The following is a 26,549-nucleotide window of genomic DNA, read 5'->3' as shown; positions in this document are numbered from 1 at the left end:
GATCATATGCCCATGTCCATGTCGCGTGCCCGCGTTATGCCTGAGAGATCGATCTCGAGCTGGCGCTCAGGAATCTGCCTGTCCAGTGCGCGTTCGAGTGCTGGCTGCTCGTCCATGCGCTCGATCAGCCGCTCCAGCTTGCGTTCGGCCCGCCAGGTCGCGTCCTCGCCGGTCGCCGCGGCGCGCTCTCCCGACGCAGCACGCCAGTCGGCGACGAACCGGTCGGCATAGTCAGGTCCGCTGCTGGCGCGCGCACGGCCCTCGTCGGCCCAGGCCCGCCATGCCTGATCCACCCTGCCGGCCGCGATCTCGCGCGCCAGCTCGGGCGTGCGGTCTAGCACGGTCCTGAGATCCTCGGCCCCGCTTGGCTGTAGCTGGTCGAGCCTGTCGGCGCCGGCATGCATGGCGCGAACATCGTCGCGCTCCGGCCACTCGCGCTGCCGGCTCGCATCCTCCACCGCCGCGAATGCCCGAGCGTAGCGACCGATCGCATCAGCCTCGACTGGCGGCGAACCAGGCAAGCGGATCTGAGGGGTATCCGGGCTCCGGGGTGGTAGAGCCCCCTGCCCTGCGACCTCGTTCGCCGCTGTCTTCTCACCGCTTTGCCGTTCCGCCACCTTCTCCAGCCGCCTACCATCATCGACGACGAGCGTGACGCCTTCACGCACGCGTGTCGCCAGCACCCGCAGCAGGCTGGTGGTGATGAGCTTGCCCTCGCGGCTGTCGGCCGCGACGATGCCGTGATCGCTGGTCGCACCTTGCGCCGCATGCGTGCTGGTCGCGTAGGCGAGATCGAGCCGCTTGAGCATCGGGTCGCCGCGCTCGAGCCGCAGCGCGCGACCATCGGCGGTGGTAACGGTAAGCGCATCGGCGGCGATGTGCGTGAGCTGCGCGCGGTCGGCGTTGATCAGACTGCGCTCATGGTCGGTGCCGGTCCAGCGCAGAGCGTCGCCGACATGGAGCGTCAGGTTCTGCCGTTCGTAAACGCGCACAAAATCGTCGACGCGGTTGGCGGCTAGCCTGGCCGGGCGGAACCGCTCCTGCACGCCGCCCTGCCGGCGTAAGGTAACAACGCCGTCCTGCACGCCCACCACTTCCGCGAAGCCCGAACGGACCCCTTGCGTCGGCACACCGCGGCTGAACTCGACGATGCGGTTGCGGGTGTAATGCTCAGGGAGACGTTGCTCCTCGCGGGTCAGGTGGACCGGCGACAGTACGGTCATGTTCGCCGGCGCTCGGCCAAGTTCACCCGCCGCCATGCGCCGCTGCTGCACCGCCTCGTTGATTTCGCCGCGCAGCTGGCGGCCCGACGCGTAGATGCCGGTGCGGGAACGGTCCTGCGACGAAAGCGCCATCCAGCGATCGGCTACCACTGCTGCGGCAGTACCGGGGGCTTCGATGGTGTCGGCCTTGAGCAGCCGCATCAGCTCGGGCACATCGCCCTTCTGCGCCGCAGCATGGACGTCGCGCATTTGCGGCGTGGTCGCGCGAACATTCTCGTCCATGACCGCGGTGCGGCTACCGGCGCGCAGGATGACGTCGAACGGCTTGCCCGCCTCGACCGCGCCCAGCTGACGGCGATCGCCGACCAGCACCAGCCGGTCGACGCCGTGCGCGCTGGCGACATCGACCAGCCGCTCCATCGTGCGGTTGTCGATCATCGAAGCCTCGTCAACGACGAGCATCGCACCGCGTAGCGACGTGCCCGGGCGGTACTCATGCTCGTTAAGGAAAGACGCGATCGTGCGCGCCTCGACGCCGGTGTCGGCACCGAGCCGGCGCACAACGCTGTTCTGGATAGCGAGGCCGATGACCTGCCGCCCTTCGCCTTGCGCGATGCGAACAACGGGCTTGAGCATCGACGACTTGCCGGCACCCGCCACGCCCTGGACGACAACGACGCGGTCGCGCGTGGTGAGGATCGTGGTGGCGGCTGCCAGCTGGCCCTTGTTAAGTTTGCGGCCCATCGCCTCCACCGCCATCTGCTGGACACGCGTCTCGGCATCACCGGGGGCGACGATGGCGGGCACGGCGTCGCGACCAGCTAAAACGCTCGCGACGATGCGCTGCTCGATCTCGAGCGCCTGGGTGGTGGTCATCATCACGCCATCGGCGCCGGCGATCAGCAGTCCGCGCTCGGCGAGCATGGCGATGCGCTGCTCGACCGCCGCCACATTCACGGGAGCGCCCATGTCGAGCGCGGTCTTGAGCACGTCGCGCGCCGGAAACGCTGCTTCGCGTTCGGCGAGGTGGCGGACGGCGGAAGCAACTGCGTGCGCGGCGACGAAGGCGTCGGGACGCAGCCGCCCAGTGCGTTCCGGCACCAGCGGATCCGGCCTGGGACCGATTTGGAGCCCGAGCTTATCCGCGAGCGCCGCGCCTTGCGCGGCGATGCCGCTGATCCCCTTCACCAGCCGCCGCCATGCCGTTGGCTGACTGACCGCTTTCTCCTGCGCGATTGCCACCATCGTGGGTAGATCGACCCCCGCCCCTCGCGCCTTCTCACCCCATTCCGCGCGCAGCACGTCGCGGTCGATCTCGGCCGGCTTGGCGGCGCGCGTGCTCAGCGTTACCGCCGAGCGCGCTTCGGGGGTACGATGCTTCATCGCCGCCATGCCGGCATCGATCTCGGCCGAGCGCGTCGAGAACAATTCAATCACGTCACGGGGCACGCCGGCGATCTCGAACTGGCCGTGCTTGGCAACACGCTCGGTCGTGTAACCGAGCTGCTCAACCGCAGCCCTAAGCGTCGCGTTGTATACGGAGGCAGCCGCGGTGTAGCCCTCCCATAGCTTGTCGTTGTGGAGCGCACGCCAACTGCCGTCAGGCGCCTTGGTTGCGTTGGCGATGATCGCGTGAATATGCGCCTGCGGGTCGAGCGCGCGGCTGGTGTCGTGCTGGAACAGGGCCACGACGAGGTTGCCACTCTTCACCGGCTCCTGCCTGCCGTGACGAGTGACCCGCGCCTCGGCGAGGTTGGCCTCGATCCACCCAATCGTCGTTTTGACCGCCGCCATGTGCGCCGTCAGCAGGCGAGCATCGCCGCCAACATAGGCGAGCAGCGACAGCGACTTTGGCGCGGAGAAGGTGAAGTCGAGCCCGGCGCGGTGCTTGCCACCCGGACCGGTCGGGATGGTGTCGCCATTCGGCAGCGAGCCCGCCAGCACCGCCTCGAAGGCGTCGTGGCTGACCGGACCGTTAAGCCCAAGCGCCTTGGCCCCCTGCCCCACCCACAGGCTTGCCTCGGTCGCCTGCCCATCGGTGTAGTAGTTGTCAGCAGCATAGTAGCTGGCGGCACCGGACGCAGACCGCACGACCGCCGGAGTCAGCATGGCACTTGGGCCATTGGCATCAGTCGACGATGCCCTGTCCGACCTCGATCGCGCGCCTGCGGCTGGAGACATGGATCTCGCATGGCGCAAGCCGGCGATAGTCGCTGAACCGGTCGGCGCGGTCCGCGCACGCCTTCACCCGCGCCTGGTTATCGGCGAGCCGCGTGGTTGCCTCCCAGTGGCGCAGCGGCCCTGCCCGGTGGCTGTAGTGTTCGAACAGCCGGTTGGACGCGGCGATACCATCGCCCGGCTCGCCGAGTACTGTCTGGCTGACCGCCGCGGCAACCATGCCGTTGCCGGGGACGACCATCAGCGCCAGCGCTGCTGATAGCACGCCGACCGCCGACCAGCGGGCCTTGTCTGATCCGACAGGTGCCTCACCAACAGGTGTCGGCGTCCACCGGGACTTCTGCCGCCGTTCAAAAAAGGAAATGGGAGCGTCCGTGGGAGTAGGCTTGATCACGGTCCGTGGCGCGGGGACCGGCGCAGGAGCAGACGCGATGACGCTCGTGGCCGCAGCTTGAACGGGCACGATGCCCGTGGAGGTGGGCACGGTCGCAGTTGCAGCGGGGTCAGCCGTCAGCAGCCCCACGGGCTCATCACGTGAGACTGCCTTGATAAGCGTTACCTTGCCGCTCTCGGCAGCAGCTTCGGCCTGCGTCTGATGTTCGAGGCCGAGCTTCGCCAGACGGATCATCATTACGTTGAGAGGCTCGTCGGTACGCGCGGCTTCCGCACGAAAAAGGTCATTCTCGTCTTCGGTCATCGATACCGAAATTGTTGGACGCCTGGCTTTCATATGGCTGCTCCCGGTGGCGACGCCCGTCCCCCATTGGACTGCGCGGACGCAATGCAGAGCTGTAACAAGACCCAAGGCGGCACGGAGTGCAAGGTCGTTTTTGCGTCACACGGCCATCATATCTCGTGTGACGTCATGCAAACAGAGCTTACAGCCGTATGACGCTATCATATCCTATGAATATCAATGCTTTATACCTGCTGTACACAGCGTGATGTGTGCCTCCTGAACCCCTGAAATCCCAGGTTTTGCTACACTGGTCTGTCCAGATTCGTCGGTTCATTTCGGGACGTCCAGGGGGGCATCCGAGCCCTTGGGCGATTGAACCTAATCACCCCTGTTGGCCAGAGATCCATCGCAAGTTGTCCCGGCGACTTTTCAACTTTGGTCCGCTTGCCCGGTGACGAAGCGGATGCATTTTCAGAGCGTCGGGTGCTACTCTCACCGGTGCTGTGCTAACGCGATCGCGCCGCTGCGATGAGCTCTCTTTGCTCCTCGTCGGTCATATATCGGTCGGATTTGATGCCGATAATGTCATCCGCTGTACCGTGTCCGGCCGTCACGAGTGCCGCCCGGATGATGTTGCCAATTTTCGGGGATTGCGCTTCCGCCTCAAGGCTGGCGAGCATCGCATAAGGTAGATCGACGATGACCGGAATCATCCATTCTCCCGAGGTCGTGCGCGTCGGATAACCTGGCTTCGATCCATTCCACTCGCTGCCGATCATCCATAGGCGATAATCAGTCGTGGGGTCGGCTGATGGGTAAGATGGCTGATCGGACGGGGCAGTTGTAATCGGCTTACTGGGGTCTAGAGGCAACGACACAAGCGTCTCCTTTGGATGACGGGGATGACACGATATCGGGAGATAAAATTAAAGACCGTAGGTACAGGGGGCTATCCCGGGTAGCGCCAGAATATCGCGCTTTGACCAGAAGGTTGACTGGCCATTGGGTGGCAGCCGGACCGGCGGCACGGCGATCTCGACCATCGGTCCGCGGATCTGGATCACGATGCCACAGTTGGTTTCCGTGCCGACGACAAGGTCGTGGCGGAACGCTTCTTGGGTCCGCTGCTCAGCAACATTATCGGCACGCCGGGCGGCCTGCTGCGCTTGGAACGACGCGGCCGACCGAATGCGGTCTGGTCGATAGGCATAGACGGCGGTGCGGGTGGGCATGAGCGAGATCCGGCTGAACAACCGTGCACCGATATAGCCCTTGGTCCCCAGCTCGGTATTGTCGAAGGTGATGGCAACAAAGCCGCCCATGACCTCGGAGGGGCTGCGGACACACACTGCCGACACTCCGGACCAGAAATGCTTGAAACTTCCCCGTGGCGGCAGTCTGCGGCCCAGCACGCGGTCACGGAAGCTGCGGGCGACCTCGCCGTCTTCCGGCTCGATGCGGCCGCCCTTGGCGGCGCATTCTAGCGCGAAAACTCCCCGGACCCGTTCTGCAGTGGCGGAGCCGTTGGCCGTAAGCTTCTCGGCAAAGAAACGATAGCCAATAATCTCGCTCTCATCGCGCACCAACGGATAGATCTGCGGGAGCGGATTGGATGACATCGACCCGCTGGTCTTCATTGCGGTGTCCCCGCCTATGCTGGTCAGGAAGTTGGCGATTGCAGGCGCCGACGTCACATCGCCAGGCGACGCAACCAGCAAAGCTGTGACGATCATAGTGACCGTGGCTACAGAAATTAACATCATATCCACCTCCTCCTGTCGTCTGGAGGCGGTTCCCGGCCCGTGGAGCCGGGTGTTAGGAACCCTGCATTGCACAAGGCGCCGCCACCTTTAGGCGAGCCTTGGACATGCGTGACGGCCACCCGGCCGACATCTGTTGTCGACCGGCTGCAATGACCTGAGGTTCCTACGCCTCACCCCCCGGGACTGACCAGACGGCAAAGCCCGATTAACACGGCCGATCACCTGTGAGAATGGCAGTTCCTGAAATCCTGATGCTGACGGGTGAGTTTCGGACCATCCCCTCACCTGAGGGGGCTCGGGTGGGTCTGATCAGCTACCAGTGGGGCTTCGCGCTACGGTCGGACGATTCCTGCTTCGCCAACTCCAACCTGTCTCTAGGTCCGATCCATTCCCGATCGTCAGGCTGCGGGGGTTGCCTGAGCCTATCAACGGGGCACGAACGGCGTCGACGCATTCACGAACAGCTGGATTGCGGGTAGTGGCTACACGGAGAGTTACCCGACCTTAGGCGCTGACTGGATCACGCCCATGCCGATAAGCATGCTCGATGGTAATCCCCTCCTCATACGTCGTGGCGGTAGAAAGCGGCGATCGCAACTGCCGGACACGGCCACCTCAAAGCAGCAGCGAATTATTGAAATGTACGCCACTAAGGCGTACATAGGACCAAGAGCTAGAGGAGGTGTGCCATGCTAGGCTTCCAGGATCAGGTCGGCGCCGTTGACGAGCGCAGCAGCGAACGGATGAACTTCCGCACCAAGCCGCGCATCAAGCAGGCCATTCAGCAGGCTGCCGCGCTCTCGGGCGTGGACGACTCCGTCTTCACCATGAACGCGGCCTATCGTTCGGCAATGGAGACGATCGCGGCGCATGAACGCACCAGCTTGCAGCCGATCGACCATGCCGGCTTCTTCGCCGCGCTCGACATACCGCCGGCCCCCACCGAGCGACTGCTAACCGCCTTTGCGCGCCATCGCGAGATGATCATCAGTCGGTGACCGCAACCGAGACTGCAAAACGCATTGTTATCGAGCCGCTCGATCCTGCCAGGCATGATCGAGCGGCTTTCTCGTGTGGTATCGACCAGGTCGACAACTTCTTCCGTCGTACCGCCAACAAACTCACCAAGGCGGGCAACATCCGCACCTTTGTAATGACGGGCCCCGAGAACGAGCTGATTGGCTTCTACGCCACCAATGCCCACGCCATCGACTATACCAAATTGCCCAAGCGGTTCGCCCGCACCCGCCCTGCCCATGGCAGCATTCCGGCAGCCTATATCTCGATGATCGGCGTCGACAGCCGGTTCCAGGGACAGGGTTATGGCGGCGATCTGTTGGTCGATTGCCTCAAGCGACTGGTCGTGGCGGCTGATGTGCTGGGTATCGCCGTCGTCATGCTCGACGTGCTGGACTGTGGCGACCCCGACACGGTGGCGAAGCGCGTGGCGCTCTATACCGGGTATGGTTTTGAGCCACTGGCGTCCAATGGCTTGCGACTCTTCCTTCCGATCGCGACGGTTCGAACGCTTACGCAGTCATGAGCATGAGGGGTCGACAGGCGGTGCAGGGGGCGTTGTTTATGGGTTTCGGCTCGACGACCATGTGCCTGCTGATCATCTGTTGCGTTTTTGGCGAGCAGCCGAAGCCTGATTTGCGTTCGCGGACCAGGGCTGGAAGCGCAGGCGCCTTCCCCTGAAACGCTTGCAGTTGGGGCGAGTAACTGCCTCCCCGAAATCCGCCTCCTATTAAGCTGGCATCTTCTGCCTCTTTGACGATGCCATTTGAAATCGTTCTGTGATGAACGTGATGCCAAGAAATCTGATCACAACACATGCTGCTCCGTGACGCACGCTGGTTGCGGGGGGCAAACTCGAAATAAGTCTTTTAGTGAACGCGCTCTTTCGTTTGAAGCTTTTTACCTATAAAGACCTTATCAAAAGATTCAAATTAGCGATTGGACCGGTTCATGAATGCCATCGTCAATCATATCGGCGAACTTGCGGACGCAGGCGAACGAATGATCGAACGCCTACGGCGTAAGGCGTTCCTGCCCGAAAGCCGGAAGGGACTTAACGTCCGCTTTGGAATCGCAGAGGCAGCGCAATTGCTCCACTGTTCGACCAACCGGATCCGTATGGCCGAGGACGACGGTCGCCTCCCCCCCGCCCCGGCGGGTGAAAACGGGCGCAGACTCGGCTATTCGGTGGAGAACTTGCTGCAGATGCGCGAGGTACTTGGCGCCTCTCCTGCCCGCGCGCCGCTTGATATTCCCGCAATCATCGCGGTGCAGAATTTTAAGGGCGGAGTCGGCAAGTCGACCGTAACCTGCCACCTCGCACATTATTTTGCGGTGCAGGGCTATCGTGTGCTGGTAGTCGATTGCGACAGCCAAGCGACAACGACGACGCTGTTCGGGTTCAATCCCCATTTCAATATTACACGAGAAGAGACGCTATACCCGTATCTGTCGATCGATCCGACCCAGGCCGATTTGCTTTATGCAGTCAAATCAACGCCGTGGCCCAACGTTGACCTGATCCCGTCGAACCTCGAGTTATTCGACGTTGAGTATGAGCTCGCCGCGGCGGGATCGGATGGGCAGTCGGTACTCGCCGCACGCTTCCGCAAACTTAAGCAGGGGCTGGCCGACCTCGCGCGCAATTATGATGTGGTACTGCTGGATCCTCCCCCCGCGCTCGGGACGATCAGCCTTGCCGTGATGCAGGCGGCGAATGCGCTGCTCGTCCCGCTGGCCGCAACAACGCCGGATTTCTGTTCGACAGTGCAGTTCCTGTCGATGATGGACCAGGTGCTGCAGCAGCTCGCGCATGCCGGTATCGAGGTGGAATACGGCTTCCTACGGTTGATATGTTCAAAGTTCGACTCCAACGACCCGAGCCACGCAATGGTCCGCACGATCATGGAACAGAGCTTCGGCCCTGCCCTGCTTCCAGTACCCATCCTAGAATCCGCCGAGATCAGCCACGCCGCGATGCGTATGATGACGATCTATGAACTCGAACGCCCGATCGGCACGCCCAAGACGCACAAGCGTTGCCGCGCCAACCTCGATGAGGCGATGGGACAGATTGAGCAGCTCGTCCGCCAAGGCTGGGGCCGAGTGGAGCCCGCACGTGAAGAAGATCTACTCCATGTCGCGTGAACCAGAATTGTCGCTGTCCGACACATCAGCGTTCCAAATATGTCTAATGCGGGAGGTGCCGCATGGCGCGTAAGCAATCCGATTATCTCGCGGCCTTGCTAGCGGATGAGCCAGCCGAAACCGACGCGGGCGCCCCCCCTGCCCCGCCCATACCCGAACGGTCGCGCGGCACCACGCTGCTCAACCGAGAGACCGCGCTCGCGCGCGTGACGAGCGGCGAAGTGCGGCAAGTGACGCAGCTGCTGCTGGATCCCACGCGCGTGCGGATCTGGCCCGGCAATGCACGCAGCTACAAGCATTTGACTGAAGATGGCTGCCGCGAGCTGATCGATTCCATCATCGCCGAAGGCGGACAGAAAGTCCCAGCGGTGGTACGCCGTGTTGACGGCGATCCGGCTCATGACTTCGAAGTGATCGCGGGCACGCGACGCCACTGGTCGATCAGCTGGCTGCGTGCGCATTCCTATCCCGAAATGCAGTTTGTGGCGCAAGTTGCCAGCCTCGACGACGAAGCAGCGTTCCGGCTCGCGGACCTCGAGAACCGGGCACGCAAGGACGTGTCCGATCTCGAACGCGCGCGCAATTATGCCGACGCGCTCAAGACGCATTACGGCAACCATCTGACGCGGATGGCGGAACGGCTCAAGGTGTCGAAGGGCTGGCTGTCGAAGATGGTCAAGGTTGCACAGATCCCCGATGCGGTGATCGCAGCCTTCGCTTCCCCGGCCGATGTCCAGCTCAAGCCCGCTTATGCACTGGCGCAGGCGCTCGACGACAAGGCTGCAACCAAGGCGATCCAGGGCGCGGCGCGCGAGCTCGCGCGCGAACAGGCCGCGCGGCGCGATCGGGGTGCGGCCCCCTACCCTGCCGCGGACGTATTTCGGCGGTTGCTCGACGCGCCGAACGATCCCGTCGACAGCGCTCCCCCGTTTACTTGGACCACGCCGCACGGCCGCCCCGGGCTCAGCGTCCAGTCGAGCAACCGCCAAGGCGTCACGATCCGGCTCCACGCCGGGTCGGGTGCGGAGACCGACGAGCTGGTCGACGCGCTGCGCCAAGCGCTCGCGCATCTGGAGGCCGAAGGCCGCGGGCTGAAACGGTGAACATGTTTCCCCGGGGAAACAGGCCGCGCTGCACCCCGGTGCCGACGGTTGCCCGCACCGGCCCGACGGTGTTTCCCCGGGGAAACACCCGGAGTCTGACCGCATGACCCGTGCCGATCGCCAGAACGTGTCCGAGCAGTTCGACCTGTTCCTCCCCTATCTCGCCGACATGCCGCTGCGCGACCAGCGCGAGATGATGGAACGCCCGTTCTTCAGCCTCGCCAAGTCGAAGCGCGTCAAGCCGATCGATTACAAGAGCCCGGACGGCAAGCTGTGGGTGCATGTCTCGGGCAATCCCGATTACGGCATGGCGACAATCTGGGATGCCGATATCCTGATCTATTGCGCGAGCGTGCTCGCCGACATGGCCCGGCGCGGCGTCAACGACGTGCCGCGCAAGCTCCATCTGATGCCCTACGACCTGCTCCGCGCGATCGGGCGACCGACGACGGGGCGCGCCTATGAGCTACTTGGGCAGGCACTCGACCGGTTGGTGTCGACCACGATCAAGACGAACATTCGCGCCGAGAACCGCCGCGAGGCGACCTTCAGCTGGCTCGACGGCTGGACCCAGCTGGTCGACGAAAGGACCGAGCGATCGCGCGGCATGACGATCGAGTTATCGAACTGGTTCTGGGAAGGCGTGATGATGCAGGGCGGGGTGCTGTCGATCGACCGCGCCTATTTCGACCTGACCGGCGGGCGCGAGCGCTGGCTGTACCGCGTAGCGCGCAAGCACGCTGGCGGGGCAGGAGAGGTCGGCTTCGCGATCGCCATGCCAACACTGTTCGAGAAATCGGGCGCAGAAGGGCAGTATCGTCGTTTCAAATTTGAGATCGCCAAGATCGTGGAGCGCGACGAGCTTCCTGGCTATGCGCTCGCCTTGGAGACGCCGGCTGGCAAGCGCGAACCATCGCTGCGGATGCAACGTCGCAGTGATGCCGAGCGCCCGGTGAAAACCGTGGCGGCGCACAAGGTGCACGGCGCTAAACCTGCACCAAGGCCAGCGTCAACCAATCCCGCTGCCACGGCTGACGATGCGACTGAAACGATTGACGTGACAGCGTTGCTGCGACGGTCGCGCACCAGTCTGGCGACACGCGCGACCGCCGGCGAAATCACAGATGCGACGATGGCAACGTTGCGCGCAGAGTGCCCAGGCTGGGATTATCAGACGTTGCACCATGAGTTTCGCACGTGGGTTGAGGCGGACAACGCTCGCACGCCGGTGAGTTATCAGGCGGCGTTCATCGGCTTTGTCCGCCGCTATCATGAAAAGCACCGCCACGAACTAGGGCGCTAGAAGCTTTTTCGTCTTACGAACGGCCTTTGCCTCAGGAGGGCAGGGGACCCACACGTAAATCGAAACCGCTAAACTGGCGCCACCGTTCCCGAAGTGTCGTGCTCACAGATGTCTTTCCCGCTCAACGCTTGGGTATCTATCCCAATTGAACGTCCCTTCAGACAAACCCCGGCGAACTGATTCAATTGCTCTCAAAAAACTATCCGATCGGCCGGGGCTTCGACACTCCAGGAACAGCGTTCGGTCCTTCAGGAACGCAAGGTCGATCCTTCAGGAACTTAGTCGTCGACACTCCAGGAACGGATCGACGACACATCCGGAACGGCGGTGCCGATCTAACTCACGGAGAACAAGGCGTTTAAGCCCGGTAAAGAGCCGCCTAACTCTTTAACATCAGTTATAAACCCTCTAACCAAGGAGTTTCTATATTTTTGAGAAATGGATTGGGTCGTGCGTGTGTCCGCGCATGCACCATGCGACGTAGGTCACTCTCAGACCTGCTTCTGGATCAATAGCGAATGGTGTGAACTCGTCGTCGACAGCAAGAATCGTCCGATTGCAGCGTACGCAATTTCTAGCGGATGGAAGGCACCCGCGATTCAGCAGGTGATGCCCAACCGGCGAGGACATACCCGCCCCGTGAGCCATTTATGGCCGTCACGCATGCATCGTGCGGCGATAGTCGCAACCGCGTTTCACATTAGGGCAGCACGGTCGGTTTCGGGCTGTTCGCAACTATCGTAATGATCGTCCCGCCCTAGGTTGGTAGCCGCTCTTTCTGCATCCGGTGCATTCTTGAGCGTCTACCCTAATCGTGTCGCATGGCGCGCCACCCTTGGGCCTTAAGGTATTCGAGATTCCCATCGATAGAGTTGCAGGCGAGTTCCGTTCCCGTCATTTGCGGAGCTCTCCGCCAATAGGGACAAGCGTCACCGAGTTCGCGAACAGCGATAAACTGGCGGGCATGAGAAGCACGGCCCCAGCGATCGACCCGCTGAGCGCGATCCAGCCTCCACGGCGCCGTAAATATCATCGCGCCAGACATCTAACAGCATCAGCAGTACACTGGCGTCGCATCCTAAAAGAGCCTTCAGGCCGGCATAGAACGCTCTTTCAGGCTTGATCGCCCCTGCATCGAACGAGAATATCAGACGGCCATTAGAATGCCGAACAAAGCCCTCAGCGGGGTTGTATAGGGCAGGGCAAGGTTGGATGCGACAGCGATCATCACACCCTCTTCGCCGAACCGGCGCAGCGTACCTAGGGTGTCAGAATAGGGCGCGATCGTCTCTAATTCTCGTTGAGCATCGTCGGCTCGGCGTTTAGGTACGGCAGCCCAACCGGCGTCATAGTCTGCGAAGTCGATCGGCTGGATCATCGGTGAGGGCAGGGGCTATGCCTAGTTCCGTGCTTGTCGGATCAGCCGCTCGAACGGATGCCGCTTGCAGCCGGTATGCACCAGCGCCCCGAACGCATCGAATGCGATTGCGCGGGTAATCGGAGGGGGAGCGTAGAAGAGATCGGTAGCAGGGAGCAGCCGGGCGTACGGTGCGTCGCTGACGCTGCGCGCATTATAGCATCGGCAGAATGCTGGAAACGGTCAGCCGTCCAGGGCGCTCCGGTGAAGATGTCGGCGCGGGCCTCGGGGATATCATGTCTCTCTACGTCCCTGATGCAGATGCGGCAATCATGAGGCGCCGCTATAACCTGTCCGGCGTCGTGACGTTTGTCACTTGGTCTACACGGATGGGCCGCGCAGTCACGTTGCTGCTCCTTGCAAGCGCAGTCAGCTTACGCGTGCGGGACAGCCCCGATAATCGAGCTCCAGAAGCCGCATGATCCTGTAGGGAGCATTCGCGCCGACAACGTCGGCGCGTCCAGGGTTTTCCGCGTGTTATTCGTTTGTAAGTACCAGCTGGTTGCTCATGGTGGCTTGATGCGGTCCTTAGGCAAAGCGCGTTTTATAGTTATCCATATTAATAGAATCCGTTAGCGGTTCTGAACCATTTTGAGCTTCACGCTCCGTACGATCGATCGCTTCACCCAGCTTAGCAAGAATTTTACCCAGCTGGCCATCGACGGTAATCTCCGCAAGCTCCCGACAGGACAGCGTGTTCAGCATTGCAGCGGTTTGCACCGCATGATCGGCGTGATGCTGGACAACGTCATCCGGCAACGGCGCAGGACGCATCCAGCGGGGGAGATAGGATCGGACGCTACCAGGCAGCAGAGGCCGATAGGCATTGGATGTCTGAACGTATCGCGGCCCCGGTCCCTCGGTCTTCACGCGATTGAAACGCCGCTGACGCACCAGAAAGCCGATCGCTTCGAGGATCACGAGCGCGCGGCCAACGGTTGCACGACCAAGCCCCGTCGCCTCGGCAAGATAATCGTAGGAAGGATATACACGGCCGCGGTTCAACCGCGCGAGCGTGAGAATTTCCTCAAAGACCCGGACGGCGCTGCCGGTCAGCTTGGCAATGCCCCGCTCGACCGCCGTCAACGTCCGCTCCCCCGATCGCGCATTACGGCGCAAACGTCGTGCAGCATCAAGGGTCTTACGCGCGACATGCAACAAACGGTCGGTTTCCCCCTTGGCCGGCACCGTCCAGAAAGCCTCCTCGAAGCTGCCCGCCTCCAGGCTGTCGCGCAGCACAGGCGCGCCCGTCCGGTGCGGCGCACCCGATCGTCCCGCCGATTGCCCTGGCGACCGCTCATGCGTCAGCCGGCCGAACGCCTTAAGCGCAGCATCACCTATAGTTATAGTCCCCATCGTCCGTTCCCTTTTTAGGGTGGCGGAAACAGGCAAAAGTCAGCCGTGGCACGAAACGCGCATCCTTGAATTTAATCTGAAAAGCGCATATTTAGGGATCGTTGTGTAGACGATCGTTTGTGCTTGCCGGCACGAACCTAGTATGTGCTTTCGGGATGCCCGGCCTTCGTGCCGGGTTTCCTTTTATCCGCTCACAGCCATTCCTTTGTTATCAATGCCATGGTCAAGATAGGGCAGGGTGCCGATCTGAGCGATGTGTGCATCCTGCACCAGCGTAGACACTGCGCGCGATACGACTCAAAAACGTCGGCACTTGTCCTCCCTTGCCGATGATCGTTACGACCACGTCCTCACTCATCGGATCCGGAAAAAACCGGATTGGACAAACCATGACCGCCGTTGGGCCATTCTTGCGGTTTATGGGGGCAGGGCAAAGCGCCAAGGTTCGTGCTTTCACACGGAAAACTCGGAAAATGTTCGTGCTATTACACGGAAAACTCTCGCCGGCGTCGGGTAGCTTAGCCGGGCAGGCCGACAGGTATCGAGTTTGCGTTCGTGCTATTACACGGAAAACCTCGTCCTAGCCTGCAAACGGATTACGCGTCCGTGTCGTCGTCTAGGATTTCGAGCTCTCTTTTGGGTCGAAAGCCGATGGTCGTGTGCAACCGTGGCCGACCACCACGTCCAGACGGAATTTTCGTTTCGGCCACATCGAGAGTATACTCGGGTAGACTATCCCGTTCGGACACGTCGCGAAGCTGCTTCTTGAAATATTCGAGGCCACGTCGGTCCGAAGCGCAGCCTACGCGCGCCGCGAGCTCGCCAATATTAAGTGTGAATCCGTCGTCCTTGCAGTTGAACTTGGCGAGTTCGTATAGACGCCGCTCGATGGGACCAAGCTTGAAGAAGTCATGATGGTACGCAGCGATTCGCTGATCCGTCAGGATCGCACGATACAGCCAATCGCACACCATAACTTCGACCCATTTTACCCGGCGCTCGCCCGTCAATGTCTTGATGTACTTGATGTCAGCCTTGAGCAGCCAGGAAAAGGAGCTGTCCGATCCTTCGCCGCCGGTTTCGATATTGGTGATAATCTGCGTCCCTTGCAGCCTATTCAGTGAGGCCTTGAGCGACGTATAGGACCGTGCCGACGCGTTCGTACCGGTGACGCGGAAGAGATCATTGGCGGTAAACGTCATGATCCGGTCGGCTTTTTCGCCTTTTTCGGCCCGCTCCGCCATCAGACTGGCGATATAGAGCAGGATTTCCTTGTCATAGATCGTTGCGACGCCGGTCTTGCTCGGATTGATCTCGATCCGGGCTTCGCCCGATTCAAAGACCATCGGCGTCATATGGGCCTTTTTCGACAGGGCGAAGAACGGAAATTCAGCCACGGTCCGCTCGCCCTGCACATCCCCGTACAGCGGGCTATGCACCGAAAACAGATCGCCCTGAAAAACCGCAACGTCGCTCATGATCCCAAACTCGCCTTTATCAGCGATCAACCTGTGTCGGTGCCTCACGCTTGTCCAACGGAAAGGGGGTTTTCCGTGTGATAGCACGAACATTGGCTGGGTTGGATCGTGGCACTAGACATATGGACAGCCCGCCTCCGGGAACACGCTCCGATTTCAGGAATATGGTACCGCGATTGGTTTCGCCGTTCGTTATTTTACGAGGAAAACGCCGAGCAACGGCAAACACCATACGGTGTGAAGATACGGCTTCGTGCTATCACACGGAAAACCCGAAACCCGCCCTATCACGCCACCGTTTTGCGAGCAGGCGACAAGCGTGTTTAAGATGTCTGCCACGGTTCAATTCGCGATAATTGATCCCTCGGCCAATGTACCGGCATATCGAGCCCTACAAATCCACCTGCTTCGATATCTATTGTTATCAGATTTTTAGAGGAATCGCTGACCTGCATGATCCTTGAAAAGATCTGCATTCCGTACATAATCAGCAAGAATCTGCACCGATTTATGTCGGCTGACTTCCTGAAGTTTGAAGATCGTCGCGCCTTGCGATGCACCCTCGGTAAGAAATCCCGCGCGTAGGGAATGCCCCGCAAATTGTTTCGGATCATAGCCCGCAGCGGCAGCATGATGCTGGACCAGGCGGGCAATCGCACGATCCGACATGGCGGCAGGGGTAAGCGCATCGAGCCTCGACAAGCGTCGAAAAAGCGGTCCCTCAATATGGCCGGCCGCAGCCATCCAAGCAAGGAGGAGCGCTTTTGGTCGAATACGCGAGCCTTCAGGAATGGCGATAACGATGCCTTGCCGGGTCTGATCGGTCTTCGAATGGGCAATAGTTAGTCTGAGCCCCTCGGGTACGACCCCGACATTTTCGACCTGAAGTGCAACAATTTCGGACCGCCGCAACGCTGCGGCCATCCCGATCGCCAGGATCGCGCGATCGCGCAGGGCCCGCAGACCTTCACCGTCGATCGCGGCCAGCATATTGCGCAGCGCAGCCGCGTCTGCGGGACGCTTCTGTCGTTTGGCACTGCCGTGTTCCGCGCGAATGCCGGCGAGTACTTCAGCCAGGCGACCCGCGGTCGGCATCGCGGTCGGTGCCGGATACCCGCCAGCGCGATGATGATGTCCGATGGCTGCCACCCGCCGGTTGATCGTCGACGGGTTGAGCCCAGCGGTCGCCTGGTCACTGGCAAAGACCGCAACGATGTCCGGTGTGGCCGGCAGCGATGGCAGACCATGCTGCGTGCACCAGGCGGTGAAGATCGTCCAATCGGAATCATAAGCGCGTCGCGTCGCACCGGCGCGGGCCGCTTTCGCATACGCGGCCGCGCGCTCGATCTTTTCATGCAGGATCGCGGGCAGCATCGGTTCATCCGAGTCTACGGTAACGAACGGTGTTCGCGACGATGTGAGGTCCGGATCGGACGGCATCGGTCCAAGAGTGCGGGAAGCGACCATACAAGAGCGTGTGCCACGCTCGATTGCGCCACGCCACCCTTATGTCCGAGAATTAAACTTATCGGACATCCGGCGGCAATGCGTAGTTTGCCGTCCCGATCGTCCGAACGATTTAGGAAACGCTGCCGCTCATCGGCTGCGACCGTCCGGGTTGATGCGTGAGCGGTCGTTCGCCGTATCGAATGATGATGCAGCATCGCCCTGCGGATTATAAAATCGATCGATGCGGTTTCGAATGCGAAGCTCAACGCGGTTGCGGATGCGATTACTAATCCTATCCATAGGTTTTGCGTTAGTTGCGGACTGACTGCGCGACTGACGTTGCCCAACTTCGCCAACCGCTGAATCTGCAACTCGGCCCGTTCCCTGTTGCGCCATTGCAGGCATTGCGGACGCCACTATGATGAGCGGAGCGAAGAAGATGCGCATGCGAATTGACTTTATCCGATCCGGTCAGCGTAGCGGTTCTAAGCGAACCCAGTCAATTTGTCCTGCCAAGCCAACGACATTGTCGGTTGGTCGAGCAACCAACATCAGCGACTGCACAGGGCAGTCGGCTGGTACGGTAAAGCGGCCTTCGAACATACCTTTAGCCTGGATCGAATTAGGTATATTAACACGGCCGAGTTCGCGCCCATCACTACAGTTTAATAGCCAATAGGGACGAACAGCCACGTCTTGATCAATACCTATACTATGTCCTGCCAGACGATATTCGCCTGTCGGCAGGACCTGCATCTGTCGAAGCAGCGCTCCACCAACACTTGGCGGAGCGGCAAAGTCAAATATGCCCGCATTTCCATTGCGCTGAATCGAGGCCGACATTCCGTCATCATTAATAGCCACCCAGTCGAATGGAGTCGGCAATTTGACGTCCGCATTGAATCTAGCGTCCCGCGATATCCGGGGGTCAGCATTAGTGCGGAACGTCGTATAGTATGCCCACGCAGACCTTGCACGGCCCTGTCCGATCATCGCAGAGACAACCCGCGCACGCGGTTCATCGGTGACGGCAAGCCCAGCGCGAGTCATACTTTGGAACAATCGGATTGCCGCGTCCGATTCCGCGTTAGCAGAAGCATAGTTGACGAAACTAGGTCCCCAAACGGGCCCGTTCATTAGGGTTTTCAACAATGCACTGCGAATGTCGGAGTCCGAGATTGCCGATGCTAGAATTGGGAACAGCACATCAGGCGCACTCCGTGAGGTGCGCAAAGCAACATCGTAATGATGCAGCACGCCTGGCACGTCACCGCGACCTACAGCATCTTCGATGGCCCATATTTCTGTTTGAAATTCGCGCCGTGACAGCTTTTCGGCATATGAGAACAGTCGTCGAGCGCTTTTCGTATCACCCGCAAGTTGGGCATTGAGACCAAGCGTAGAGGCGGCCACCACCGCCGTAGGGTCCTGCAATAGAGCAGCACGCGCCAGTCTGTTCGCCAGATGTCGATCGGCAGCGCGCGCATCAATTTTGGCAAGCCGCTGTGCCATCAAAGCCGTGATACGTCCATCGGCCGGCGCCAGCCTATGGCCCCGTTCGGTGGCACTCGTGCGAAGACTATAGCCCAAGGTGTATGCAACGCTTACATAGCCTAGAGCGGCAGCGGTCAGTGCGAGCATCCCGCGCACCGACCACTCCGCTCTAGACCGACGCGTCTTAGATAATCGCCGTGGCATCAGCCGCCTGATGCCTTCCCTTGCTCGGACCGTCCATAACCATAACCATATTCGTAGCCATAGCCATAATGCGCCTTACGTGCTTCGAATTTCGTCAACACGCCACCCAAAATACGTGCATTAGTGCTCACAAGCCGCATGAGCGCTGTCTTCACCATGCTGGAGCGGATGCCGTGCGATTCAATAGCAAAGATCACCCCTTCAACATGGCTGGCAATCAGCGGAGCATCCGCTAGCCCCATGACCGGGGGAGAATCGACAATGACATGGTCGTAGGTTTCAAGCAGTCGGTCGATCAGCACTCCGAAACGATTGCTCATCAATAGTTCAGCAGCATTAGGTGGTATTGGCCCGGCTGACATGGCCGTGAAGCCGAGATCAGTCATCGGGAAAGTAAGCATCTCGATGTCGTCGCGGCCGGTTAGGAAGTTGCTGAGGCCGAGGTTGTGATCGACACCGCCCAAATGATGAACGGAAGGCGAGCGCATGTCACCATCGATCAGAATCACCTTGCGTTGGCCACGTGCTAGTGTCGAGGCCAGCGCCAACGCCGTCGTCGACTTACCTTCTGCCGGGCGCGTCGAGGTGACGGCAAACGAACGCGGCACGCCATGCTCAGTTGTAAACGCAAGATTTGTCTGAACCGCAAGATAGGCGTCGACCAAGTCTGACTTGCGATCGAGCAACGCTTCCTTTGGCGTTGCATTGTCAACCTTCGGTACTGACCCCAGTAATGGTAGGCCAAGCCGACGTTCAACCTCTGCGGGATCAGCGATCGCTTCGTCAATCTGCTCGAGCGCATAGGCCGTGACCGCCGCCAACGCGACGCCTGCAAATAGGGCAATAACGAGGTTCAGCAGAATGCGTGGGCTCGACGGCTTCTGCGGCATATCTGCAGCATCAACGATCGAAACGTTATTAATCCCTACGCCGCCAGCTACGCCGATTTCCTTAAAGCGCTGAAGAAGGCCATCGTAGAGCGCCTTGTTCGTGTCCACCTCCTGCTGATAAATATTATACTGGATGCTTCGGCGTCGCAGATCGAGGTAGTTCGTCTTAAGCTGGTTAACCCGTGCCTGAAGTGCATTCTCGCGCTCTTCCGCTTCGCGAAAATCCGCACGGAGCGAATTAGATACGCGGGACTCCTCGCGGCCAATTGAGCGGTCCAGCTGATCAATCTGAGACTGAATGGCCTTGGCGGCAGGGTAGCCAGGCTCGAACTGCGTCATCAGGCGCTGATAATCCGCAGCAAGTTCGGCTCGCTTCTGTCGCAGGTTATTAATGGCGACATTACGCAGCGCCTCTGTAGACGCCCCCGCCCGCCCCGCCTGCTCATATCGGGCCTGAACTTGAATACGGTCGGCCGTTGCCTGCGATAAAACTGTGTTTAACGCAGCAAGGTCGTCAGCAACGATTGACCGCTCGGACGTTGTCTTCCCGTCACCGCCAGAAAGCGATGGCAGGTTGATGATCCGCTGCGCAGAGGCATAGGCGACCAGCTGGTGCTGCGACTGGTCGAGCCGCTCTTTCAGCTGGCCAAGCTGTCGCTGTAGCATATTGCGCCCATAGGACGTTGCCTGAATTTTACGCTCTAGGTTTGTTTGAATGAAGTTCTCAGCCCACGCATTCGCGACCTTCGTCGAAAAGGCTGCATCGGGACTAGTAAAGCGGATGTCGACCAAACGCGACAAGCGCGTCGGAGAAACGTTGACGTTCTTCAAAAGAATTTCGCCCGCGATCCGCTGGCGATCGACACGGCCAGCTGCCGAATATTGGCCGTTAACCATCTCAAGCGCGGTTTCGCCGCCATTTTTGCCAAACAGTTCAAAAAATTTTGGATCGTCAACAAGCCTTAGCTGTAATGCGACCCGTTCCGAAAGCGAACGTGATTTGAGAAGTCCGTATTGCGTCTGGTAGAACTCTTGATCAGCGACGCTGACCTCCTGTTCGACGCCTTGGATGCCGGTAACCTTGTCCGATTCACGTGAAATCTCGACAGTCGTCAGCGCGGTATACTTTGGCGTCATCAACAAAGTTGTTACCAACCCAAGGATGATGCAGGTAGCGATGATGCCAAGGATGACATACCGCCACCGGACGGCAATCCGCATGTATTGCCGAATGAGCGGCATCCGGTCCGCTTCCACGCCACGCGCGTCGGTCGGCATCGCCCCCTTGGGTGTACCGGTATACAAATTTGTAGATACAACGTTCATGACGGTACGGCCTTACTGCAGGACAGCGATGAGCGGCCCCGCGAGAAGCGGAGATAAGGAAACGAAATCACGGAACAGGCGTCGCTGCGGGGAGTCCCCAACGACGATCATGTCGTTCGCATAGATGGCCGGATCGTCGTATTCTCCACGCCGAATTGCCTCCACGTTGTAGAGGCCCGCCATCTTGCGTCCGTTAACGGTGCGCAGGATCACTACTTCTTCCTGACGCGCAAATTCGGACAGACCCTTCGCCGATGCAATTGCGCGCATCAGGGTCATTTGATTGGTGACCGGATACAGACCTGGTTCCACGACCTGACCATCGATCGTCACGACCTGGCTGACCGAGCTCTTGATGTTAATCGTCACTTCCGGATTGCGGACGTACCGACCGCGCAAGGCTCCCTCAATAGCCCCCTCGAGCTCGGCGGCGGTCTTGCCGCGGGCATCAACCGTACCGACCAGCGGCATAGAGATTCGACCACTCGCATCGACCTGAATCTCGCGACTGAGATCCGGCACGTTAAAGACGTCAATCTGTATCGTATCGAGCGGGCCGATCAGAGCGGGGCGATCCGCTGCCGTCAGATCTCCACGGTTCGGCGCGGGTAAGCCAGCACTGTCTGGGACAACGGTGAGGCGCGGCGTCGACACGAGCGGCTCCCTGCCTCCACAGGCCGATAGGGCAGTCGCAAACAGCAGGGCGATGATCATCTTACGCATACGCTCAGGAAGCTTCCGACTGATTGAGGAGCCAGAGGGCTATAGGTACTGCCCACCGCGTGGTAAAGACGAGCCATGCGGCTTTGGACGGGTATCGCCAAGCCACAAGCCTGAAATTACCATCATGGCCATGATCGTCGGAGTCCGCGCCGGATAATCCACTGTGCTAGCAAGAAGGATAAGAAGTAGCATCACGGAGCCGACTTTGGGCAATATATTGTCAAAGCCCGATCCTGATCGCCAAGCCTTAACACTTGCCAAAAGCCACCACGCCAGGCCAGCCAAAAGCAAGATCAAGGCCGGAAAACCTCCGTCTAAGACGATCTCTAGAAAATCATTATGTGCATGATTAAAGTATGTAAACTTCAAGATTTCGAACGGCTCGTGAATTCGGAACATCGGATCAAAACCTCCGAAGCCGGATCCCCACGGTAAGTAGAACCGCACCATTTCTAGCACGGTTGGCATGCCGCGGCTGCGCATATCATCGACTGCCTCGACTGCAATAATACGGTTGATTGATTCCGCTCGACCGGCGACTACGCTGATGAGCACGAAAATTACGATTACTCCCACGATCGCGGCAATCAGAGCGGAAAATACCCATCGCGGCGCAGATCGCAGTTCGCGCTTTACGCCGTGGCGGGCAAGAAACAAACCAAACGCCATCCCTAACATGCCTACAATCATTCCCGCGCGTGATCCGCTGGCGAGAATCGTCAACGCTAAGAGAAGAACAAGTCCGAGCGCTATCGGACCGCGCCAGCCTGACCGGCGCCCGCCCAAAAAAGGCCATACCGGGGCGATTAAGCACCCCATTGCCAAGAACAACGCGAAGTGATTGCGGTTCGCAAAGGTGCCGCTCACTTGGCCCGGCGTGTCGTTAACGAACGGATTGTTGAAGCCCGCGCCTGCAAATTGCAACAAACCGACGAGCATTGATATCGCGATCAACACCAGTAGAAGACCCGGAAGCCATGATCGCTCCCGCTTGGCCAGCCCCATGACGAGGACGAGAATGGTGATTGGCACAATTAACGATGCAGCTGCATTGAGCGCGGCACCAGGTACAATCGCCAATGGCCGCCATGGCTGGGCTTGACCGCTGACCGCGGCAGCTTCGGCAAACATGGCACGACCTGAAAGCCCCTGCCAGACGGCTGGGGGCAGCGGAACCAGTTGGGCCAGTACCAGCAAGGTAGCGGCGAGCAGGAGGATCGCAACCGGCCTAGCGTCGAGATGCACGGGTCGAGGCGCCATCAGTAACGCGACGATGAGTGCAATCCAAGCCGCCACGCGAATAACAACCTGCCCTAGCGCATCGGCACGCGATGCTCCGCCTACGAGCCACGCCGTGCATAGCAAAAGCGTAAGCAGGATGAACGGCAGGCTGGGCTTGGCCGGTAGAGGGGATCGCTGAGACGTCGACATGGTCGCATGCGCTTAATCCCATCCGCCCGGAAACGAAACCCATTCGCACTGCCATATCGGGATTCGAGGAACTTGTGGACAACGGGCGCGGCAAATCATCCTCGCGTTCGCATGCTGAATGGACTAGGCGCTACGTGATGCATCGACCCCGCCAGCATTTCGCATGCGCTGAACGCGCATACTGTGGCCGGACAAACGGACCGAGCGCACAATGAACGGTTCAAACACTCAGGATGCCGGCGACGTAGAAATTACGCGACGCCATCTGTTCAAGACTGTCCCGGTAATCGGGGTCGCCGCAACTGTGCCTACTGCCGGGGCCGTCACGCCAGCCAAGCGGACGGTGAACGTTCGTGATTTCGGCGCCAAAGGGGACGGCATAACCGACGACACCGCTGCCTTCAAAACAGCGTTGGCAGCGGCGCAAATTGTTGACGTTCCACTTGGTACGTACTGTATAGAGGCAGCGCTCAAGCTTTCCGATGGGCATCTCGTCCGCGGTGCCGGTCGCTCAGGATGGGACCCCTATACCGGGACCGGGCCGCCACGCTCAGCATCACGCACTGAGATTGTCATTGATGCGCGCGTGGGATTCGACGCTCGTGATACGAACAATGCCGCGGTCAGTGGTCTCGCCATCCGAGCCCGGAAGACCACGCAGTCTCGCTGGGGAGCGCCTCCGGGCGTTCAAGTGGGCTCGATCGGTATCGATATTGCGGGATCGCTTCAGTTCGATGCGCGCGATATGTCGTTTCACGGCCTCGACGTCGCGGTATCCAGCGTCGCCGATCATGGTACCACGACGCAAATGCCCCACATCGGCAACTGGGTGGCGCATGATTGCGCCACCGTGTTCCGGTTTGTATCGACCAACAAGAAGTTCAATGCCGTTCGGGATGCGCGGATCGAGGGGTGTCTAGCGGCACTTCATTGCAATCGCATTGTCGAGGCTCGCAACTGCGACGGTTTACGCATTGAGAATGCACGCTTCTTTCAATGCACGCTCAATTCTATCCTGATCGAGGACACCCCGTTTGTTGCCATCATCGGCGTGACGCTGTTCGAGACTGGTGAGGAGACTGTCATATTACGGGCGTGCCGATACGTGACCATGAGTGGCATCATGCTCGCTCGCGCCGGCTTTTACCGCGGCGGCCCCCTAGTGCAGCATGCAGCGATGCTTTGGGATAACTGTATCGATATGTCTTTCGAAGGCGTCATCGAACAGCCAGTTGGGCGGGCTATTACTATCTTGGACTGCACTAATATATCAGTTAACGCGACGATTGGCACACCTTATTGGTCGACAGGCAATCTTGCTAGCGCGGACGGGGCCATCCGTATCGAGCGATCAAACTCAATCTCGCTCACTGCCTCGTTTAGCGGATCAAGCTATTGGATCGCGGTTTGGGCCGATGCCGCCAGCGCACCAAACGTTAGCGGCCGGATCGTCACCGAAGGATCAGCAGGCGTGGTCCGCTGCGTGCACCTTCAGTCCGCGCCCTGGGGGCAGGTCGTTCGAAAATCCTCCGCATCGCGTGTCGCGCCTACCACCTCGGTGTTGCTCGAAGAACTCCGTGTTCTGGTTCCGCCCGGAAAATCGCTGGTATCGCGATGCGTCGAATGGACGGTATCGGCCATCGTGCCGGAGGTGACGGGATCCTACTGGCAGGCGATGGAGAAAGCCGAGCCGGGCGGTGGCGCGATCTCGATCGAACGCAAGGTACTCTATCGCAATGCCAATACGGTGGCGCACTATGCATCGATACCGATCAGCATCCATAACCCCTCTGGGCAACCCGTTACCCTGCCCGCCGGACTGGAAGTTCGGCTGTCGCTGGCATTCGAATAGCATAAATGTTATCGGCTTTCGTCGGATCCAAAGGGCACTCCACTCGACCGAGCATCCGAAACGCCCTAGAGGCGCCTAGATCCTTTGGAACAAGGCGATCGCTCAAACTCTTATGTGATCTGGAACGTTCACCATGCTGATGACAAGACAGGCTGTCGCTAGCCCGTCCCGTAGTGTCGCGATTGTCGGCCGCTACCGCTTCCAACTCACGGCATTATGGCTGCTGGCCGTCGTCCTTCCGGGTCTGTACGTGTATGCGGGCTTCATCACGGCGGAGTCAAATCGCGCCATCCTGAATAGCGCCGTTGCAGCCGCCCTCGCGTCGTTTGTCGCGCTAGTGATGCTGCGCCGGATCAACGATTTCCCGGGTATCCGGTCCTACGCCTTCATCTTGCCGTCTCTTGCCGCCGCCTATGGAGCAACCCTAGTCCTGATCTTCGGATTACGCCTGGCATATAGCCGATCGGTGCTGACCGGTAGCTTCGTTCTTGCCGTCATAACTGTTTTCGTCTTGGTCTACATGACGGAACGGATCATCAAGCTGCTATTCTTCGTAGTTCCGGGCGGCGACGTGGACTCGCTAGAGGCTATCGAAGCCGCTGAGTGGGTTCGGCTGAAGGAGCCGACAGCTCCAACCAACCCGCGCGCTATGCTAGTTGCAGACTTTCGCTACGATCACGATGACGACTGGGAGCGATTACTGGCTCGCGCTGCGGTTGGCGGTCAGCTCGTCTACCATTCCAAGCTTTTGCGCGAGTCTTTGACGGGAAAGGTAACGATCGAGCATCTTTCCGAAAACAGCTTTGGATCACTTCTACCCAATCTGGCATATCATAAATTCAAGCGGATGGCGGATCTCCTTGTCTGCTTGGCGCTTGCCCCCTTGCTGCTGGTACCGATGATCGCAATCGCGCTATTGATCAAGCTGGACTCGCCGGGGCCTGTCATCTTCCGCCAGCGGCGCGTCGGATACCGCAGCGAGGTTTTTGAGATGTTCAAATTTCGCTCAATGCGCCCACGCGAGGCCGTGCTCGACCAGCAGGCTGCGCGTCAAGATGCGATGACACAGAGTGACGATGACCGGATAACTCGAATCGGGAGATTCCTGCGCCAGACCCGGCTCGACGAATTGCCACAAATACTTAACATTGTGCGAGGTGAGATGAGCTGGATCGGTCCTCGCCCGGAAGCAGTTCCGCTATCTCAATGGTACGAAAACGAAATTCCGTTCTACAGCTACAGGCATATTATCCGTCCGGGAATAAGCGGTTGGGCGCAAGTGCAACAAGGTCATGTGACAGATTTGAGCGCGGTCAGTGAAAAACTTGCCTATGACTTCTACTATGTAAAATACTTCTCCGCATGGCTCGACATGGTGATTGCATTTCGAACAATTCCAACGATGATTGGTGGCTTTGGCGCGCGCTGAATCTATTAATATCTACTTGCTTTCTTGAATTTGTGACAGGTCTCCCGCGTGAATCACGGCATTACGAAAGACACGCGAAATAAGTT

At 59.7% G+C, this 26,549-nt stretch carries 20 protein-coding genes; 7 read left to right on the top strand and 13 right to left on the bottom strand.

The genetic code is table 11. The annotated features are described in order from the left end of the window. Positions 1-2: 2 nt before the first annotated feature. The 4 genes from mobF to SOM18_RS11510 all read right to left on the bottom strand — a co-directional run bounded on the left by mobF (position 3) and on the right by SOM18_RS11510 (position 5,843). On the bottom strand, positions 3-3,332 hold the full coding sequence (gene mobF, locus SOM18_RS11525) for a MobF family relaxase (RefSeq protein WP_320481727.1): 3,330 nt from the start codon (positions 3,330-3,332) through the stop codon (positions 3-5). Between the two features lie 19 nt (positions 3,333-3,351). Then, a complete protein-coding gene (locus SOM18_RS11520) occupies positions 3,352-4,131 on the bottom strand; it encodes a hypothetical protein (protein WP_320481726.1) in 780 nt (259 codons plus the stop codon). Between the two features lie 455 nt (positions 4,132-4,586). Further along, positions 4,587-4,793: a hypothetical protein gene (locus SOM18_RS11515; RefSeq protein WP_320481725.1), complete on the bottom strand. Its 207-nt coding sequence runs from the start codon at positions 4,791-4,793 to the stop codon at positions 4,587-4,589. Between the two features lie 213 nt (positions 4,794-5,006). After that, positions 5,007-5,843 carry a hypothetical protein gene (locus SOM18_RS11510; RefSeq protein WP_320481724.1) on the bottom strand — a complete coding sequence of 279 codons (837 nt, stop codon included), beginning with the start codon at positions 5,841-5,843 and terminating at the stop codon, positions 5,007-5,009. A 689-nt stretch (positions 5,844-6,532) separates the two neighbouring features. On the opposite strand from SOM18_RS11510, the gene SOM18_RS11505 reads away from it, so the two are divergent. The 5 genes from SOM18_RS11505 to SOM18_RS11485 all read left to right on the top strand — a co-directional run bounded on the left by SOM18_RS11505 (position 6,533) and on the right by SOM18_RS11485 (position 11,414). Beyond that, positions 6,533-6,841, top strand: a complete 309-nt coding sequence (locus SOM18_RS11505; RefSeq protein ID WP_192099674.1) for a DUF1778 domain-containing protein — start codon at positions 6,533-6,535, stop codon at positions 6,839-6,841. Next, the gene (locus tag SOM18_RS11500) at positions 6,838-7,386 is read left to right on the top strand and encodes a GNAT family N-acetyltransferase (protein WP_320481723.1); all 549 of its coding nucleotides are present in this window, start codon (positions 6,838-6,840) and stop codon (positions 7,384-7,386) included. Before SOM18_RS11505 ends, SOM18_RS11500 begins: the two co-directional genes overlap by 4 nt. 425 nt (positions 7,387-7,811) lie before the next feature. Beyond that, positions 7,812-9,008: an AAA family ATPase gene (locus SOM18_RS11495; protein ID WP_320481722.1), complete on the top strand. Its 1,197-nt coding sequence runs from the start codon at positions 7,812-7,814 to the stop codon at positions 9,006-9,008. A gap of 62 nt (positions 9,009-9,070) precedes the next feature. Continuing rightward, positions 9,071-10,111 (top strand): ParB/RepB/Spo0J family partition protein, encoded by a 1,041-nt coding sequence (locus tag SOM18_RS11490; RefSeq protein ID WP_320481721.1) that lies wholly within the window; start codon positions 9,071-9,073, stop codon positions 10,109-10,111. A 103-nt stretch (positions 10,112-10,214) separates the two neighbouring features. Next, positions 10,215-11,414, top strand: coding sequence for a replication initiator protein A (locus SOM18_RS11485; protein WP_320481720.1), 1,200 nt, complete (start codon positions 10,215-10,217; stop codon positions 11,412-11,414). Between the two features lie 1,147 nt (positions 11,415-12,561). On the opposite strand, the gene SOM18_RS11480 is transcribed toward SOM18_RS11485, so the two are convergent. The 9 genes from SOM18_RS11480 to SOM18_RS11440 form a co-directional block, all read right to left on the bottom strand. Then, on the bottom strand, positions 12,562-12,792 hold the full coding sequence (locus SOM18_RS11480; protein WP_320481719.1) for a hypothetical protein: 231 nt from the start codon (positions 12,790-12,792) through the stop codon (positions 12,562-12,564). A gap of 567 nt (positions 12,793-13,359) precedes the next feature. Further along, positions 13,360-14,070 carry a helix-turn-helix domain-containing protein gene (locus SOM18_RS11475; RefSeq protein ID WP_320481718.1) on the bottom strand — a complete coding sequence of 237 codons (711 nt, stop codon included), beginning with the start codon at positions 14,068-14,070 and terminating at the stop codon, positions 13,360-13,362. 713 nt (positions 14,071-14,783) lie between these two features. Further along, positions 14,784-15,665, bottom strand: coding sequence for a replication initiator protein A (locus tag SOM18_RS11470; protein WP_320481717.1), 882 nt, complete (start codon positions 15,663-15,665; stop codon positions 14,784-14,786). Between the two features lie 432 nt (positions 15,666-16,097). Beyond that, positions 16,098-17,039: a site-specific integrase gene (locus tag SOM18_RS11465; RefSeq protein WP_320481716.1), complete on the bottom strand. Its 942-nt coding sequence runs from the start codon at positions 17,037-17,039 to the stop codon at positions 16,098-16,100. A gap of 222 nt (positions 17,040-17,261) precedes the next feature. Further along, a complete protein-coding gene (locus tag SOM18_RS11460; RefSeq protein ID WP_320481715.1) occupies positions 17,262-17,561 on the bottom strand; it encodes a hypothetical protein in 300 nt (99 codons plus the stop codon). A gap of 24 nt (positions 17,562-17,585) precedes the next feature. Continuing rightward, the gene (locus SOM18_RS11455) at positions 17,586-18,755 is read right to left on the bottom strand and encodes a hypothetical protein (RefSeq protein WP_320481714.1); all 1,170 of its coding nucleotides are present in this window, start codon (positions 18,753-18,755) and stop codon (positions 17,586-17,588) included. Positions 18,756-18,811: 56 nt separating this feature from the next. Continuing rightward, positions 18,812-21,028 carry a polysaccharide biosynthesis tyrosine autokinase gene (locus SOM18_RS11450; RefSeq protein WP_320481713.1) on the bottom strand — a complete coding sequence of 739 codons (2,217 nt, stop codon included), beginning with the start codon at positions 21,026-21,028 and terminating at the stop codon, positions 18,812-18,814. 12 nt (positions 21,029-21,040) lie between these two features. Then, positions 21,041-21,742 (bottom strand): polysaccharide biosynthesis/export family protein, encoded by a 702-nt coding sequence (locus SOM18_RS11445; protein ID WP_192191506.1) that lies wholly within the window; start codon positions 21,740-21,742, stop codon positions 21,041-21,043. A 48-nt stretch (positions 21,743-21,790) separates the two neighbouring features. Beyond that, complete coding sequence (locus tag SOM18_RS11440) at positions 21,791-23,182, bottom strand: O-antigen ligase family protein (RefSeq protein ID WP_320481712.1); 1,392 nt, start codon at positions 23,180-23,182, stop codon at positions 21,791-21,793. Between the two features lie 211 nt (positions 23,183-23,393). Between SOM18_RS11440 and SOM18_RS11435 the strand changes: the two genes are divergently transcribed. Together SOM18_RS11435 and SOM18_RS11430 are read left to right on the top strand one after the other, a co-directional pair. Beyond that, positions 23,394-25,034, top strand: a complete 1,641-nt coding sequence (locus SOM18_RS11435; protein ID WP_320481711.1) for a glycosyl hydrolase family 28-related protein — start codon at positions 23,394-23,396, stop codon at positions 25,032-25,034. A gap of 133 nt (positions 25,035-25,167) precedes the next feature. Beyond that, positions 25,168-26,463 carry a sugar transferase gene (locus tag SOM18_RS11430; protein WP_320481710.1) on the top strand — a complete coding sequence of 432 codons (1,296 nt, stop codon included), beginning with the start codon at positions 25,168-25,170 and terminating at the stop codon, positions 26,461-26,463. The last annotated feature ends 86 nt before the right edge of the window (positions 26,464-26,549 follow it).

The sequence above is a fragment of the Sphingomonas sp. CFBP9019 genome (assembly GCF_034045155.1).
Lineage (GTDB): Bacteria > Pseudomonadota > Alphaproteobacteria > Sphingomonadales > Sphingomonadaceae > Sphingomonas > Sphingomonas aerolata.
Note: the sequence above shows the minus strand (reverse complement) of the source record. Positions and strands in the feature narration are given on the sequence as shown.